The following is a 16,216-nucleotide window of genomic DNA, read 5'->3' as shown; positions in this document are numbered from 1 at the left end:
CGCGTGCCCCTCCGCGCCCAGGGTCGTCCCGCATCACGTCGTGGTCAACAGGTCACGCGTTGCCATGAGCGGCCGATTGTTCGCGCGCGTGGACGTTGTTCGTCGACCTGACGTCTGGTCGTGGACGTGTCTCGCGTCGCCGCCCGTGCGTGGCTACCGTGACCGTATGAAGGCGACGATGGTGGTCCCGGGTGTCTACCGGATCCTGCAGGGCTTCGTCAGCGCCTACGTCGTCGAGGCCGACGACGGGCTCGTCCTGGTCGACTGCGGTGAGCCGAAGGGCGACGAGCAGATCGCCGCGGGACTCCTGCGGATGGGTCGTCAGGCCGCGGAGATCCGGCACATTCTCGTCACCCACCATCACCCCGACCACGTGGGCGGTCTGGCCGCGATGGTTCGGCGCACCGGCGCGCCCGTCTACGTCCACCCCGTCGACGCGGCGGCGGTGAGCGGCGCACGCGCGCGGATGCGTCCGAGCTGGAACAGCGTGGTGGCCCGCATCCTCGGTCCGGTCGTGGCCCGCGCCAACTCGACGCCGCCCGAGCCGGCCACCGTCGACGTCGAGCTCGCCGACGGAGCGCAACTCCCGATGGCCGGCGGGATCCGGGTCGTGCACACGCCGGGCCACACCCTTGGACACGTGTCGTTCTTGCTCGAGCGCGATGGCGGCACCCTGATCGTGGGTGACGCCGCGCTCAACATCGCCGGTATCCGCCCGGCCACCGGGCGGATGGCGGAGATCGTCGGTGAGGACGTGACGGCAGCTGGGGAGAGCTTCCGCCGCCTCGCCGAACTCGAGTTCGACAACGCCGTCTTCGGGCACGGCGGCCCGATCCGCTCCGGCGCGTCCGAGCGGTTCCGGCAGGCCGCGGCACGCCGGCTGCGCTGACGCGTGAACCGGCACCGCCCCGCGCTGGCTGGAGGTCACCAGCCAATTGGTCTGTCCTGCCGGGCGCGCAGTGGTCCGCCTTGGCAGGCCGTTCTGGCCATAGGGTCCGTGGCGACGGCATCCGAACGCGTGCCGTCCCGACAGTGAGGGAGACCCATGGAGTACCTCTACCTCGGCAGGACCGGCCTGCGGGTCAGTGAGCTCTGCCTGGGAGCCATGTCGTTCGGCGGGGATTCCGACGAGCAGACCAGCGTGCGGATGCTGGACCGCTTCGTCGAGGCCGGCGGCACCTTCATCGACACCGCCGACGTCTACAATGCCGGCGCGTCGGAGGAGATCCTCGGCCGCTGGCTCAAAACCCAGCGGCGCGACGACCTCGTCGTGGCCACCAAGGTGTACGGCGACATGGGCCCCGGCCCCAACGACGGCGGCACCAGCCGCAAGCACATCTTGACAGCGGTCGAGGCCAGCCTGCGCCGGCTCGGCACCGACTACATCGACCTCTACCAGGTCCATGTATTCGACGACGGCACGCCGCTGGAGGAGACGCTCGCCACGCTCGACAAGCTGGTCAGCTCCGGCAAGGTCCGCTACCTCGGTGCCAGCAACTACGCCGGATGGCAGCTGCAGAAGTCGGTCGACGTCGCCCGGCACCTGGGGCTCGAGCCCTACGCCTGCCTGCAGCCGCTGTACAACCTGCTCGACCGGGACGTCGAACAGGAACTCGTCCCCGTGTGCGAGCGGGAGGGCCTCGGGCTGATCGCCTGGAGCCCGTTGCGGGGCGGTTGGTTGTCGGGCAAGTACCGCCGCGGCGCGACCGGTGCCATCCCCGGCACCCGCATCGACGAGGCCAGCCGGCAGGACTGGAGCGAGGCCTGGGGCGCGTACGACAACGAACACACGTGGGGCGTCATCGACACCCTGCACGCGGTCGCGGAGGAGGCCGGCAGGTCACCAGCACAGGTGGCGCTGCGCTGGGTCGCCCAGCGGCCGGGGGTGACCGCACCGATCATCGGCGCGCGCACGTTGCAGCACTTCGAGGACAACCTCGGTGCGGCGGGCTGGCGTCTCGACGCGGACCAGATGGCCCGACTCGACGCGGCGAGCGAGCGTCCCCTGCGCTATCCGTACGACGTGTTGAGGAAGTTCGTCCGCCGGCCGGCCTGATCAGGGTGGACCAACACCGGACCAACCGATCGGGATCACCTGACTCCGGACGGCCGGCCCACCCGTCGCGCCAGACCGGGATAGTCGACCACCAGGCCGTCCCGGTCGAAGACGATCTCGGCCCGGAAGTCCTCGTCCTCGTAGCGGACCACGCTCACGTCGTCGGACTTGCGGACCGGCGTGTAGCGCTGGGCGCTCGGGTGGACGGCGAGGTCGGGGACCGAGACCCACACCATCTGGAAGTCGACGGGGTCGCCAGCGTCGAGCAGGCCGTGCCGCAGGACGGGCATCGTGTTGGTGAGTGGGCACAACGCGAGGTCGCAGTCGAGCGCGTCCCGGTAGAGCGTGGCGTCCCCGCCGGGAGGTGGCGCGTCGAGGAGACCTTCGGCGTCGCCGAGGATCTGCCAGGTTCCGTCACCGTCGCGGCGAAGCTCCAGCGTCCGGGCCCATCCCGCCCCGGCGGTGTGCACCCGCAGGGAGGAGGTCGTGAAGTCGTCCCCGGTGACGAGGATGTACTCCAGGCGGTAGGGCAGCGGGTCGGCCCCGATGGCCGAGCCGGTGGCGGAGAGGCGGCCGCGGGCGAGCTTGACCTCGGCAAGCTCCGCGCCGGCCTCCTTCAACCAGACCAGTGACCGGTGTACGTCGGCGTCCATCGTTCGTCCTCTCCGGAACCTCCCGGAACTCGCGGCGAGAGTACCCCGCCGGTGCCTCGTGGTGGGCCGGTTCGCGGTGTCGCGGCCTACCTCGGTCGCCGGCACGTCGCGCGAGCGCGTCCGCGGAGGTCCCGGCCGGGATGGTCGTGACTGGCCCGGATCCGTTGCACCGCTACGCTGAGTCCCCCCTGGGTGTGGAACGTGTCACGGAGGGGTGCGCATCGGTGGAACCTGCCCTGAGCTACCGGCTGCTCGGACCACTGGAGGTCCGCCGCGGCGACCAGCATGTGGTCGTCAGCGCCGGTAAGCAGCGCACCCTGTTGGTCTCCCTGCTGGTCTCGGCCAACCGGCTGGTCTCCGTCGACGAGTTGTGCGAGCGGCTGTGGGGGAACGCCGCACCCGCCACGGCCCGCGCCACCCTGGCGACCTACGTCATGCGGCTGCGCCGCAACCTCGGCCAGGGGATCGATCCCGGTGCCGACGTTCCGATCCGGACCCGTCCCGAGGGCTACCTCATCGAGGTGGAGCCCGGGCGGATCGACCTCGACCGGTTCACCGACCTGCTCGCGCAGGCCGACCGCCACCCCGGCGACGTGGCGACGGCCCGCGCGCTCCTGCGCGAGGCGCTCGAGTTGTGGCGTGGCCCGGCGCTGGTGGACATCCCGTCGGAGTCGCTGCACCGCGATCTCGTACCACGCCTGGAGGAGCAGCGGCGGCTGCTCACCGTCGAACGCCGGATCGACGCCGAACTCATCCTCGGCGAGCATGCCGAACTCGTCGGAGAGCTCACGGCGTTGACGATGGAGCACCCGCTTCGGGAACGCTTCTGGTACCAGCTGATGCTGGCGCTCTACTCCTCCCACCGACAGTCCGACGCGCTCGATGCCTACGGCCGGTTGCGTACGCTCCTCGTCGACGAGATGGGACTGGAGCCGAGCCCGGAGATCCGCCTGCTGCACCAGCGGATCCTGGCCGAGGATCCCTCCCTGCATCAGGCCGCTGCGGGCACCGCGCCCGGCGCGGCGCCGGCGTCGTGGGTGTCCCTGTGCCAGCTCCCTCCGGACATCGCCGACTTCGTCGGCCGCGCCGACCTGCTCGAAGCGCTGGAGGAGCGGCTGCGTACCGGCTCGGACAGAACGACGGTGCTGGTCCTCAGCCTGACCGGCCCTCCGGGCACCGGCAAGAGCACGGTCGCCGTGCGGGCCGCCCACCGACTGCGGACGCGCTTCCCGGACGGTCAGCTCTTCGTCCGGTTGACCGGTGCCAACGGCGTGCCCCGGGACCCGGCGGAGGTCCTCGGTGAGCTGCTCACCGCGAGCGGTGTCGGTCGGGACGCGCTCCCGGACGGCGTCGACGCGCGTGCCTCCGCGTTCCGGGCCCGGCTGGCCGACCGCGCCGTACTCCTGCTGCTGGACGACGCCGCGAGCGCCCGGCAGGTCCTTCCGCTGGTACCGGGCACACCGGGCAGCGTGGTTCTGGTCACCGGGCGCCGGCTCCTGGGCGGGGTGCCCGGCGGGCACGCGTTCCGGCTGGGTTCTCTCACGGAGGAGGACTCCCTGGATCTGCTCGCGACCCTGGTCGGGACCGACCGGGTGAACGCCGAGCCGGCCGCGGCCCGGGCGATCGTCGCGGCCTGCGGCGGCCTACCTCTGGCGCTGCGCATCGTCGGCGCCAGGTTGGCCGCCCGTCCCTCGACCGGTCTGGCCGGGCTCGCCGAGCGGTTGGCCGACGAGCAACGTCGCCTTGACGAGTTGCGGACGACCGACCTGGAGGTGCGGGCCGGCCTGGCCCTCAGCTACTCCGCACTGTCCCCGGTCGGCGCGACCGCGTTCCGTCGCCTGGGCCTGCTCGGTACGACCGGCGTCGCGGCGTGGACCCTCGGCGTCCTGGCCGACCAACCCGACGGGGAGCGGTTGGCCGAGGAACTCGTGGAGGCGAGCCTGCTCACCGAGACCGGGCGCGATCCGACCGGCGAGCCCCGCTACCGCGCCCACGACCTGCTTGCCGTCTACGCCGCCGAACTCGCCCGCGCCGACGACCCGACCGCCAACGAGGCGGCGTTGCGGCGACTGGTCGACACCTTCCTCGCGCTCGCCGACGCGGCCCACCGCTCCCTCGCGACGGTGTCGTTCGACGAGGCGCCCGTCGACCCGATCCGTCCGGCGCCGTACCTGCCCGAGCGCGACGTCACCCGGCTCACCGCCGACGGTGAGGCCTGGATGCTCGCCGAGCAGCTCCAGCTCGGCTGGGTGATCCGGCGCTGTGCGCAGGTGGGCTGGTACGCCGACGCCGCCCACCTGGCCGAGCGGGTCCTCGCCCGTCTGGACGTCCAGCTCCCGCACACCGAGGTACTGGAACTGTGGGTCCTCATCCGCGCCGCGGCTTCGGAGGCCGGGGACGAGCGGGTCGCCTGGCGGTCGGCGTGGCAACACGCGATGCAGGCCGCCACTCGTGGTCTGACCGACGACGTCCTGACGACTCTCGCCGAGTCCGCCGCGGTCTTCGAACGCCTCGACGCCCCACTCGACCTCGCCTACTCCCTGGCCGCCCTGGCACATTTCCGGGACGAGCGGCAACAGGGCGGTGAGGCGCTCGCGCTGGCCGAGCGGGCGGCAGCGGCGGCGCGTGCCAGCGGCTACCGGCCGGCCTACGCCTCCGCCGTACGGGAGTTCGCCTCCCTGCTCGCCCAGCACGGGCGCTACGCCGAGGCGATTCCGTTGTTCGACGAGACCCTTGATCTCGCACGTGAGCTCGGTGGGCCGGTGGACGAGGCCCTCGTCCTGCACCGCATCACCCGCTACGCGCTGGAGAACGGCGACCTGGACCGCGCGGCGGAGGCGTCTCGGGCGAGTCTGGCGGTGATCGAGGGCGTGCACGAGCTGCGCGCCCGCGCCTACGTCACCGCGATGGCCGCACGGGTTGCCTCGGCCCGCGGCGAGGGTGCGGAGGCGGTCGAGCTGGCCGGGCGGGCGCACGCGGCGCTCGCCAGCCTCGCCGAGGCCTATCTCGAGGTGGGCCGCGTCGCCGACGTGATCGGTCTCGTCAAGGCCACCTTGCCGGCGTACGCCGACGTCGGAGCGGCCCGACATGAACAACGCCTCCGGGACGCGCTGGCCGCCGCGGAGGCCGGGCCCGCGGGCGTCAGCGAGACGTCATCGCGGTGATAGCAGGACGGAGCAAAGTGTCTACGCCCCTTCGGCGGAGTCGCTGCGCCCGCCTGCCGGCCCACAGTGGGAGGGCGGGGCCGGAAGCCGGACCGGACACGCTGCTCGCACGGGGGAGCAGCGTGTCCTTTCGGCTCCCGGGCTCGCTCCGTCACCCTTCGTTCTGCTGCGATTTCGAGGTGTGTCCTTCGTCCGGACGGTCCACACCGCCCACGGCGTCGAGGATGAACGCGTGCACCTGCGCCTCGTCCTTCCACGCGTCGTAGCGCCCGGAGGGTCCGCCATGACCGGCGCCGAGTTCGGTCTTCAGGAGCACCGGTCCGCCGCCTGTCATCCGGTCACGCAGACGCGCGACCCACTTCGCCGGCTCCCAGTAGCTCACCCGGGGGTCGTTCAGTCCGGCGGTGGCATAGATCGCGGGGTAGTGGCTCCGGGACACGTTGTCGTAGGGGGCGTACGCCTTCATCGCGGCGTAGACCTCGGGGTCGGCCACCGGGTTGCCCCATTCGTCCCACTCCCGCACCGTCAGGGGCAGCGACGGGTCGAGGATGGTGGTGAGCGCGTCGACGAAGGGCACCTCGGCGACCGCGGCCGCGCACAGATCGGGACGCAGGTTGAGGACCGCGCCGATGAGCAGGCCGCCGGCCGAACCACCACGGATGGCCAGACCCTCGCGAGTCGTCCAGCCGTTGTCGACGAGGTAGTCGGCCACCGCTACGAAGTCGGTGAAGGTGTTGGCCTTCTCGAGCTTCTTTCCGTGGTCGTACCAGGCCCGGCCCATCTCGCCGCCACCGCGGACATGGGCGATGGCGAAGGCGACACCGCGGTCGAGCAGGGACAGCCGCAGGGTGGAGAACCACGGGTCCATCGAGTGTTCGTAGGAGCCGTAGCCGTAGAGCAGCAGTGGGGCACCCGCGGGTCGGTCCTCGCGCCAGACGATCGAGATCGGCACCTTCGTCCCGTCGGGTGCGGTGGCCCACTCCCGTGCCGACCGGTAGCGGCCGAGGTCGACGTTCAGCACGGGTTGACGCTTGCGCAGCTCTCGCTTGTCAGTGTCCAGCTCGACGTCGATGGTGGACTCGGGCGTGGTGAGCGAGGTGTAGCCGATACGGACGGTGCCGGTGTCGAACTCGCGGTTGGTGCCGAGGTCGACCGAGTAGATGGGTTCGTCGAAGGTGAGTCGGCGCCGCTGGTCGTCGTCGACCGAGATCACGTCGAGCTCGGTGCGACCGTCCTCGCGCAGCGACACGACCAGGTGCCGGGTGAACGCGTCGACGGAAACGATCCGGACGCCCTGCTGGTGGGCGATGACGTCGACCCATCGCTCCGGCCCCGGGTCGTCAACCGGGGCTTGCGCGAGCCGGAAGTCGGGTCCCTGGTCGTTGGTGACGAAGAGGAACCGCTCGCCGTGATGCTCGATGCCGTACTCCACGCCGGGCCGGCGCGCGGCGACGAGCCGCCAGTCGCCCTCGGGATCGTCGGCGCGCAGGACGTGCACCTCGCTGGACTCCGTTGCGTGGAGTCCGAGCACCAGCCACTCCCGTGAGCGGGTCCGCCCGACCCCGAGATAGAACGACTCGTCCTCCTCGGTGAACAGGAGCACGTCCGCGGCCGGGTCGGTGCCGAGCCGGTGGCGCCACAGCTTCCACGGCCGATGGGCGGGGTCGAGCGTGGTGTAGAAGACGAACTGCTCGTCGGCCGACCACACCGCGCCGTAGCCGGTGGGGGAGATGACGTCGGGCAGGTGCTCGCCGGTCTGGAGATCCTTCACCCGGAGCTGGAACTCCTCGCTGCCGTCGGTGTCGACGGAGTAGGCGAGCAGCCGACCACTCGGGGAGACGGCGAAGGCACCGAGCGCGAAGTAGTCGGTGCCCTCGGCCGCCTGGTTGCAGTCGAGGAGGGTCTGCTCCTCACCGCCACCGACCGGGTGGCGGACGAACAGTGGATACTGCTTGCCCTCCTGGGTCCGGGTGAAGTACTCCCAGGCGCCGTCTCGCGCGGGGACGTCCTCGTCGGTTTCCTTGATCCGCGAGCGGTACTCCTCGAAGAGTTCCGTCCGCAGCCCGCCCAGGTGGGCGAGGGACTCCTCGGTGAAGGCGTTCTCCGCCTCCAGGTGGGTGCGGACCGCGGGGTCCTCGCGATCCCGCAGCCAGGCGTACTCGTCGATCCGCTCGTCGCCGTGGTGGCGATGGACGAACGGGCGTTGCTCGGTGCGCGGTGCAGTCGGCATGTCGCCGACACTACCCGCGTCGCCGTCGCGGCTGCGTGGGTTGGCACCCGTGCGGCCAGGGGCGGACGACGCGGGGGCGGTGCGCGATGGTACGGCCGGCCCGCCGGCGTCAAGCATCGCTTGCGAGCGGCCCTCGACGCCGCGGCCAGGCGGTCGTCGGGGGCCCTGCGACTCGGCTACCGCCCGGCCAGGCCCGGCACCGTGAGGGGCGCGTCCTCGGCCGAGCCGGGGTCGAACTGGGTGCGGTAGAGCTCGGCGTAACGCCCCTCGAGGGCGAGCAGGTCGAGGTGGGTCCCGCGTTCGACGACGCTGCCGTCCTCGACCACGAGGATCAGGTCGGCGGCGCGGACGGTGGAGAGGCGGTGGGCGATGACGACCGCGGTACGGTCCGCGAGGGCTTCCCCCAGTGCGGCCTGCACGGCCGCCTCGGACGTGGAGTCCAGGTGGGCGGTCGCCTCGTCCAGGATGACCACGCGGGGCTGCGCGAGCAGCAGGCGGGCGATCGTCAGTCGCTGGCGTTCGCCACCGGAGAGGCGGTAGCCGCGCTCGCCGACGACGGTGTCCAGGCCGTCCGGCAGGGAGGCCACGAGTTCGTCCAGCCGGGCACGCCGAAGCGCCTCCCACAGGTCGTCCTCGTCGGCCTCGGGCCGGGCCAGGGTCAGGTTGGCCCGGATCGTCTCGTGGAAGAGGTGGCCGTCCTGGGTCACCATGCCGAGCGCGTCCCGGATCGAGTCGAAGGACAGGTCGCGCACGTCGACACCGGACAGCCGTACGGCGCCCTCGTCCACGTCGTACAACCGGGGGATCAGCTGCGCGATGGTCGACTTCCCCGCACCAGAGGATCCCACCAGCGCCACCATCTGGCCCGGCTCGGCGCGGAACGACACCCCGTGCAGGACCTCCACGCCGCCCCGGGTGTCGAGCTTGGCCACCTCCTCCAGCGACGCGAGGGACACCTTGTCCGCCGCCGGGTAACCGAAGTGGACGTTGTCGAACTCCACCGCGACCGGCCCGGCCGGCACGACGGTGGCCGTCGCCTTCTCCGCGATCAGGGGCTGCAGGTCGAGCACCTCGAAGACCCGCTCGAAGCTGACCAGCGCGCTCATCACCTCCACCCGCGCGCTGGCGAGGGCGGTGAGCGGCGCATACAGGCGGGTCAGGAGCAGGGCGAGCGCCACGACGTCACCCGGGTCCAGCTGCCCGGCGAGGGCGTAGAAGCCGCCGAGGCCGTAGACGAGGGAGAGGGCGAGCGCGGAGACGAGGGTCAGCGCGGCGATGAAGATCCACTGCACCATCGCCGCACGGACTCCGATGTCTCGGACCCGGCGGGCCCGGAGGGCGAACTCCGCCGACTCGTGCGCGGGACGCCCGAACAGCTTGACCAACGTCGCGCCGGGAGCGGAGAACCGCTCGGTCATCTGCGTGCTCATGGCGGCGTTGTGGTTGGCGGCCTCGCGTTCCATCCGGGCCAGCCGGCTGCCCATCCGGCGCGCCGGCAGGACGAACATCGGCAGCAGGACCAACGCCAGCACGGTGACCTGCCAGGACAGCTGGATCATGACGACCAGCGTCAGGACCAGCATGACGAGGTTGCTGACGACGCCTGAGAGCGTGTCGCTGAACGCCCGTTGGGCGCCCAGGACGTCGTTGTTCAGGCGACTCACCAGGGCGCCGGTCCGAGTGCGTGTGAAGAAGGCGATCGGCATCCGCTGGACGTGGTCGAACACCGCGGTGCGCAGATCGAGGATGAGGCCTTCGCCGATGCGTGCGGACAGCCACCGGTTCCAGACGCCGATAGCAGTCTCAGCCACTGCGATGGCCGCGATCAGGACCGCGAGCCAGACCACGACGTGCAGATCGTCGCGGCTCACGATGGCGTCCACCACCCGGCCGGCGAGAACGGGTGTCGCCACGGCGAGGACCGCCGTCACGACACTGAGCAGCAGGAACCTGAGCAGCAGGGCGCGATGCGGGCGTGCGAAACCCGCGATGCGCCGCAGGGTCGCCCGGGAGAACGGCCTGCGCTCCTCCTCGGCGTTCATCGCGTGGTACAGCGAGTTCCACGCGGTGGTCTCCATGCTCATGTGACTCTTCCAATCGGGAGCGTCGAGGTCGGGTCGAGGTCGAGGTCGGGCAGAGGGACTAGGGGAGGGTGATCGGGGAAGCGTCCCGAACGTCCTGGGGACGAACGTAGAACCTCAAGCAATGTTGAGGTCAAACTGCGATCGATCCGGGGTGGCGCCGGACCCGGCGGGTGCGTTCGACGTCCGAGCAGTCGTCACAGTCTGCCTTCCCAGCGAAGTCCCAGGCTCCGTTCAGGCGATTCCCAGGAAGTTGTCTGAGAGTAGGCCGCCAGCGGGTGCTTTCCCGGCACGTGCCGAAGAGGCTCGGGGGACGACGCGAGAGGCCGTCCGAGGACGGCAGAAGGGAGAACGCCATGCGCCCAGGTGGGCGAGGTGTCGGACGGACGACGGTGGTCGGTGTCGCGGCCGCCGCAGCGACGGTCTCGGCGCTGGCGGTCGGGGGGATCGCCCTGGCCGACAGCCAGTTCTCGAAGGGGGACGGCGCCGCGGTAACGGGGGCCGCCCCGACGCCGACGGCGGAGCCGACAGGCAAGCCAACGGACAAGGCCATGCCGAAGGACAAGGCCATGCCGAAGGAGAAGCGGGCGGGTGTCCGCCCTGGCCATCCGGGTGGTCCGGCCCGGCTCGGCCTTGCCGGCGGGGCTCTGCACGGGGAGTTCGTCGTACCGAAGAAGGGCGGCGGCTACCAGACGGTGGCGAGCCAGCGCGGCACGGTCGAGTCGATCAGTTCGAGCGCCGTGACGGTGCGGAGCGAGGACGGCTACCACCGGGCCTACGCCATCGACGACACGACGATGGTCGCCGGCGGCCGTGCGGGCGTCGGCTCGATCAAGGAAGGCTCCACGGTGGCGGTGGTCGCGACCGTGAGCGGGGACAAGGCGACCGCCGTGCGGGTGGTGGACGTCTCCCGGCAGAAGGCCGCGTGGAAGGACCTGCGGCCCGGCCACGTCAAGCCCGGCCACGTCAAGCCCGGCCGCGAGCCCGGCGCCGGCCAGGAGAACGGTGGGCGCTGAGCCCACCCCCGAGACTCCGACCGCTCACAGCCTCCGCGGTCGGGGTGGTGCGAAATGACAGGAGACCGGAGGGGGTCACCGACCAAGCTGGTCGGTGACCCCCTCCGGTGGACGGACGACCCGCTCACCACTCGACCACGATCCGTGGAAACGCCCTAGGCTGAGCGGGATCTCTCAGTTCGTCCCGCCCATGGGGCACGGCACCCGCGGAGGCCGCCCGTGACCGCTCCGGATCGCGAAGTGCTGACCTGGCAGACGTTCGGGGTCGCGTCGCGTGAGCTCGCCGGACAGGTCGCGGCCAGCGGATACCGGCCGGACATCATCCTGGCGATCGCGCGCGGCGGGCTCTTCACGGCCGGGGCCCTCGGCTACGCGCTGGACGTGAAGAACCTCCACCTGGCGAACGTCGTCTACTACACCGGCGTCGACGAACGCCTGCCCCTGCCGGTCATGCTGCCGCCGGTGCCGAACATGGTCGACCTGTCGGGCGCGCGGGTCCTGGTCGCCGACGACGTCGCCGACACCGGTGCGACCCTGAAGCTGATCCGGGACTTCTGTGCCGGTCAGGTCGCCGACGTCCGGTGCGCGGTGCTCTACGAGAAGGCGAGGAGCACCGTCCGATGCGAGTTCGTCTGGCGCCGGACGGACCGTTGGATCGAGTTCCCCTGGTCCGCCCAACCGCCGGTGACCCAGCGCTCCGACCCGCGTTGACGCCGGTGCGCGCGACGTCACGCGCCGCTGCCGCGATCGTCCAGCAGCAGCGGGGCGCGACCGTCGACGCTGTAGCGGACGTGCGTGACGTCGGGGGTGTGGACCACCCGGGTCGGGATCAGTTCGATCCCCTCCTTGTCGCCGAGGCCGAGGTCGGCGTCGAGGAGCCGCATCCCGGTCCCGAGCACAACCGGCACGATGTGTAGTTCCAGTTCGTCGAGCAGACCCGCGGCGAGCACCTGTCGCAGCAGGGTGCCGCCACCAGCGACGGCGACGTTCTTGCCCCCGGCCGCGGCCTTCGCCTGCTCCACGGCACTGTGGATGCCGTCGGTGACATAGGTGAAGCTCGTTCCTCCCTGGCGCGCCAGGATCGGCCGTGGCCGGTGGGTCACGACGAACACCGGGGCGCGGAACGGCGGTTCGTCGCCCCACGGCACCTCACCGCCGTCGGCCATGCGCCGCCCCATCACATACGCTCCGGCGGCCTCGAACGTCTCGGCCATGATGTCGGAGTTGACGTCCTGCTCTCCGCCGGCGAAGCCCTGCCGCTCGCGCCACGCCATCGCGTTGATCACCCAGCGGGTGACGCGGAAGAACTTGGCGGACTCCGCGGACTGCAACCAGTCCCCGTCACCGTCGTGCCGCGGCCCGGCGTAGAAGCCGTCGAGGGACACCGACATCTGCGCGGTCACCTTGGTCATCGTGCTGTGTTCCTTCCTCCCGGCGATGCCCGGCGGGCTCGCTCAGGAGGGGATCGGAACCGAGGACGAGATTTCTACCTCGACACGACAGGATTTTTCTTGCGCTTACGACCTCACCCGGCGCACCGCTTGGCGCGCAGCATCAGGAACCGCTGCTCGGGCACACTGCCGGCCAGGCGGGCCGCCTGGCCGAACGCCTCGCTCGCGGCGGCGCGGTCCCCAGCCTTCTCGAGCAGGTGGGCGCGCACGGCGAGCACCCGGTGGTTACCGGCCAGCACGCCCTGTTCCAGCTCTCGCACGACATCCAGGGCGGCGTGCGGTCCATGGACCTCCCCGAGGGCGACAGCCCGGTTCAGGGCGCTGACCGGACTGGGCGCCAGCTGCTCCAGCACGTCGTACAGCGCCAGGATCTGGGGCCAGTCGGTGTCGGCGACCGTGGTCGCCTCGCTGTGTACGGCGGCGATCGCCGCCTGGACCTGGTAGGGGCCGATGGGGCGGGTCCGCAGGCTGCGGGTCACCAGCTCGACGCCCGCCGCGATCGCCGCCTGGTCCCACCGGGACCGGTCCTGCTCGGCCAACGGCACGAGGATGCCGTCGGGTCCGGTGCGGGCAGCGCTGCGCGCCTCGGTGAGCAGCATCAACGCCAGCAGCCCGGTGGTCTCACCGGAGTCGGGTAGCCGGAGGTGCAGTTGGCGGGTCAGCTGGACCGCCTGCGCGGTGAGGTCAGGGCGGCGCAGCCGCGGTCCCGCGCTGGCGCTGTAGCCCTCGTTGAAGAGGAGGTACAGCACGTGCAGCACGACCCGCAGGCGAGGCCCGCGTTCCGGCTCGGGCGGAAGTTCGAACCGGGCACCCGCCTCCCGCAGCCGTTGCTTGGCGCGGGAGATCCGCTGGCCCATCGTCTTGTCCGGCACCAGGAACGCCGCGGCGATCTCGGTGGTGGTCAGACCGGCGACCGCCCGCAGCGTGAGCGCCATCTGCGAAGACGGCGTCAGCGCGGGGTGGCAACACAGGAACAGCAGTTCCAGTACGTCGTCGCGCCCCGGTTCGAGGTCCGGCGGCGCGGCGAGCAGTTCGTCGCGCGGTACGGCGTCGAACAGCGCCTGCTCCCGGCGTTCCCGCGCGGCGTCGGAGCGCACCTGGTCCACGTAGCGACGTGCGGCGACCGTGGTGAGCCACCCCAGCGGATGCTCCGGGACGCCGCTGTCCGACCACGTGTACACGGCATCGATCAGCGCCTCCTGGACGGCGTCCTCGCAGCGGGCGAAGTCGCCGTGACGTCGCACCAGGATGCCCAGCACCCGCGGCGCGAAGGTGCGCAGCTGGTCCTCGACCTCGCCGACGGTCAAAGGTCGCCGCCGCCGTGGTCCATCAACGGCCACACCTCGATCCCGCCGCCGATGCCCCGGCTGTAACGCAGCGCCGGATAGGACCGCGCGATCTCCAGCGCGCGCTGTTCGGTCTCGACGTCGACCACGAAGTAGGAGCCGACGTACTCCTTGGCCTCGAGGTACGGGCCGTCGGTGACCACCGGCGCGTTCTCGACGGAGCGCACCGACCGTGGGCGCGACACCAGCCCCTGAGCGTCGACGAACTCACCGGAGTCCCGCAGAGCCGCGTTGAACGCGTCCACCTCACCGACCAGCTTCGCGAACTCCTCGGCGTCGACGCTGTTCCATACCTGCTCGTTGCCGTAGATCAGCATCAAGTACTTCACCGCGAGCCCTCTCAGCCGTGCCGTTGGAGCCTCGATCTTGCCAGCCCGGCCGCGGCTGGGGAGTCATAGGACACGATGGCCGTCGCTGTCCCGAATGCTCCGCGTCCGCGGCAAACGTCACCGGACCGCGACAGTCCCGGTGCTTGCGATTTTCGCAACCTCGACGTAGCGTCGAGCTCATGGCCGAAGACGTGACCGCCGCCCGGGTGCGGGCGCTGATCGAGTCCAGTGGGCTGACGCAGGCGGACTTCGCTGCCAAGGCCGGGCTGGACGCGTCGAAGATCTCCAAGTCGCTGAAGGGCGTCCGTCGTTTCACCTCCCTCGACCTCGCCCGGATCGCCGAGCTCGGAGGGGTCAGTGTCGACTGGCTCCTCGGCGTGGAAGGGGCGCCGGCCGTGGCCGCCCGTGCCCTCGGCGCCGAGCCCAGCGCCGTCGAGGTCGCCGTCCGAGAGGCGACCCGGTTCGCGCAGGCCCGCGCCGACCTCGCGTTCCTCGGCTATCCCCGGCCTCCCCGCCCGGCCCCGGTGGTGCCCACCGACGGCTCCCTCGTCGAGCAGGGGATACGTCTCGCCGAGGCCGCGGTGGCCGGGCTCCGCGAGGCGGGCGGCGATCCGCTGGCGCACGACCTCGCTCCCGTCGTCGAGGAACACTTCGGAGTGGATCTCGCCGTGGTCGAGATGCCCGACGGGTGCGACGGCCTGGCCTGGAGCGACGAACACGCCCACCTCATCCTCGTGGGGAGCACCGAATACCCCACCCGGCAGCGATTCACCATCGCCCACGAGCTCGGCCACCTGCTCGCCGCCGACGACCAGGGCCTGCACATGGACGAGGACGTCATGGATCCCGACCGCCGCCGCCAACCGTCGGAGACGAGGGCCAACGCCTTCGCCGCCGCGTTCCTGTTACCGGCCGACGACCTGCGCGAAGCCGTCGGTTCCGAAGGTCGATCCCTCACCGTCGACGCGTTCGCCGCCCTGGTGCTGCGCTTCATGGTGTCGCCCAGCACGCTCGCCTACCGGTTGGACGGCCTCGGGCTGATCTCCGCCGAGCAACGAGAGAAGTTCCGCGAGTTGACCACGGCCGCGTGCGCGGCCCGCACCGGCGCCACCGGACGGTTCGCCGAATGGATCGAGTCCAGCCGTCAGTCCCGCCTGCCGAGTGCCCTGGTGCGAGACACCTTCACCGCCTACGTCGAGGGCAGGTCCACGCTGCGCCCCTTCGCCAACCTGGTCGGGCTGGACGTCGAGTCCCTGCGACGGGCTCTGGACGCCTCCGCCGAACCCGCCGCGGGAGGCGACGAGCCCGAGTTCGCGCCGTGACGATCTACCTCTTCCCCGACAACACGGTCCTGTGCAACTTCGCCTCCGTCGACGCCCTTCCGCTGCTGGAGAAGGTCCTCGAGGGACGCGGGCGCTGGGTCGAGGCGATCGCCTTCGAGGCACACCGGTCGGCCCGCGTCCTGCCCGCACTCGCGCGGATCCCGCTGGAGGGATGGCTCGGCGAGCCGATCGAGGTGAGCGAGCCGCACGATGTCGAGCAGATCGAACGCGTGCGCCGGGCGGTCTTCGGCGGCCGGGCGGACGAACCCCTCCGACACCTCGGCGAGGCACAGACCTGCCACGTCATCCAGCGCTGGCCGGAGTTCGAGGGGTCGCTCTGGCTCAGCGACGACCGCGAGGCGCTGCGTTTCGCGCGCCACGCGGGCATCCCGACGCGTGACACGACCGACCTCGTGGGCGAGGCGGTCACGGGTGGTTACGTCCAGCGCCGGGACGGTTACCTGCTCCTGCAGTTGATGCGGGTCGCCGGCCGGCACGTCCGACTCCCGTCGCACCAGGCGCGGCTGTGAGGGCTGGAAGGCGCCTGGCTGAACGGGGCCGACCAAGC

Annotated in this window: 13 protein-coding genes; 7 read left to right on the top strand and 6 right to left on the bottom strand. The window is 71.4% G+C overall.

Annotated elements, in window-relative coordinates; translation table 11 throughout:
• The first annotated feature begins 166 nt into the window (after positions 1 to 166).
• Positions 167 to 889 carry an MBL fold metallo-hydrolase gene (locus HEB94_RS35475; RefSeq protein WP_192753889.1) on the top strand — a complete coding sequence of 241 codons (723 nt, stop codon included), beginning with the start codon at positions 167 to 169 and terminating at the stop codon, positions 887 to 889.
• A 156-nt stretch (positions 890 to 1,045) separates the two neighbouring features.
• Positions 1,046 to 2,056, top strand: coding sequence for an aldo/keto reductase (locus HEB94_RS35470; RefSeq protein WP_192753888.1), 1,011 nt, complete (start codon positions 1,046 to 1,048; stop codon positions 2,054 to 2,056).
• A 35-nt stretch (positions 2,057 to 2,091) separates the two neighbouring features.
• Here HEB94_RS35470 and HEB94_RS35465 read toward each other — a convergent pair whose 3' ends face one another.
• Positions 2,092 to 2,709, bottom strand: coding sequence for a putative glycolipid-binding domain-containing protein (locus HEB94_RS35465; RefSeq protein WP_192753887.1), 618 nt, complete (start codon positions 2,707 to 2,709; stop codon positions 2,092 to 2,094).
• 224 nt (positions 2,710 to 2,933) lie between these two features.
• Between HEB94_RS35465 and HEB94_RS35460 the strand changes: the two genes are divergently transcribed.
• The gene (locus tag HEB94_RS35460; protein ID WP_192753886.1) at positions 2,934 to 5,873 is read left to right on the top strand and encodes a BTAD domain-containing putative transcriptional regulator; all 2,940 of its coding nucleotides are present in this window, start codon (positions 2,934 to 2,936) and stop codon (positions 5,871 to 5,873) included.
• Positions 5,874 to 6,024: 151 nt separating this feature from the next.
• Here HEB94_RS35460 and HEB94_RS35455 read toward each other — a convergent pair whose 3' ends face one another.
• Positions 6,025 to 8,103: a S9 family peptidase gene (locus HEB94_RS35455; RefSeq protein WP_192753885.1), complete on the bottom strand. Its 2,079-nt coding sequence runs from the start codon at positions 8,101 to 8,103 to the stop codon at positions 6,025 to 6,027.
• 176 nt (positions 8,104 to 8,279) lie between these two features.
• Positions 8,280 to 10,187: an ABC transporter ATP-binding protein gene (locus tag HEB94_RS35450; RefSeq protein WP_192753884.1), complete on the bottom strand. Its 1,908-nt coding sequence runs from the start codon at positions 10,185 to 10,187 to the stop codon at positions 8,280 to 8,282.
• A 353-nt stretch (positions 10,188 to 10,540) separates the two neighbouring features.
• Here HEB94_RS35450 and HEB94_RS35445 point away from each other — a divergent pair, with 353 nt between their 5' ends.
• Together HEB94_RS35445 and HEB94_RS35440 are read left to right on the top strand one after the other, a co-directional pair.
• Positions 10,541 to 11,200 (top strand): hypothetical protein, encoded by a 660-nt coding sequence (locus HEB94_RS35445; RefSeq protein WP_192753883.1) that lies wholly within the window; start codon positions 10,541 to 10,543, stop codon positions 11,198 to 11,200.
• 219 nt (positions 11,201 to 11,419) lie between these two features.
• Positions 11,420 to 11,911, top strand: a complete 492-nt coding sequence (locus tag HEB94_RS35440) for a phosphoribosyltransferase family protein (protein ID WP_192753882.1) — start codon at positions 11,420 to 11,422, stop codon at positions 11,909 to 11,911.
• A 17-nt stretch (positions 11,912 to 11,928) separates the two neighbouring features.
• Here the strand turns inward: HEB94_RS35440 and HEB94_RS35435 are convergent, their stop codons facing one another.
• From HEB94_RS35435 to HEB94_RS35425, 3 genes are all read right to left on the bottom strand, one after another.
• Entirely contained in the window at positions 11,929 to 12,612 is a 684-nt protein-coding gene (locus HEB94_RS35435) for a dihydrofolate reductase family protein (RefSeq protein ID WP_192753881.1), read from the bottom strand.
• Positions 12,613 to 12,725: 113 nt separating this feature from the next.
• Positions 12,726 to 13,958 carry an RNA polymerase sigma factor gene (locus HEB94_RS35430; protein WP_192753880.1) on the bottom strand — a complete coding sequence of 411 codons (1,233 nt, stop codon included), beginning with the start codon at positions 13,956 to 13,958 and terminating at the stop codon, positions 12,726 to 12,728.
• Positions 13,955 to 14,326, bottom strand: coding sequence for a YciI family protein (locus HEB94_RS35425; RefSeq protein WP_192753879.1), 372 nt, complete (start codon positions 14,324 to 14,326; stop codon positions 13,955 to 13,957). The genes HEB94_RS35430 and HEB94_RS35425 overlap by 4 nt, the downstream gene beginning before the upstream one ends.
• 179 nt (positions 14,327 to 14,505) lie before the next feature.
• On the opposite strand from HEB94_RS35425, the gene HEB94_RS35420 reads away from it, so the two are divergent.
• Positions 14,506 to 15,648 carry a helix-turn-helix domain-containing protein gene (locus HEB94_RS35420; RefSeq protein ID WP_192753878.1) on the top strand — a complete coding sequence of 381 codons (1,143 nt, stop codon included), beginning with the start codon at positions 14,506 to 14,508 and terminating at the stop codon, positions 15,646 to 15,648.
• Complete coding sequence (locus HEB94_RS35415) at positions 15,645 to 16,178, top strand: hypothetical protein (RefSeq protein WP_192753877.1); 534 nt, start codon at positions 15,645 to 15,647, stop codon at positions 16,176 to 16,178. The genes HEB94_RS35420 and HEB94_RS35415 overlap by 4 nt, the downstream gene beginning before the upstream one ends.
• Positions 16,179 to 16,216 lie beyond the last annotated feature (38 nt).

This window comes from Actinopolymorpha pittospori (assembly GCF_014873875.1).
In the GTDB taxonomy this organism is placed as follows: domain Bacteria; phylum Actinomycetota; class Actinomycetes; order Propionibacteriales; family Actinopolymorphaceae; genus Actinopolymorpha; species Actinopolymorpha pittospori.
Note: the sequence above shows the minus strand (reverse complement) of the source record. Positions and strands in the feature narration are given on the sequence as shown.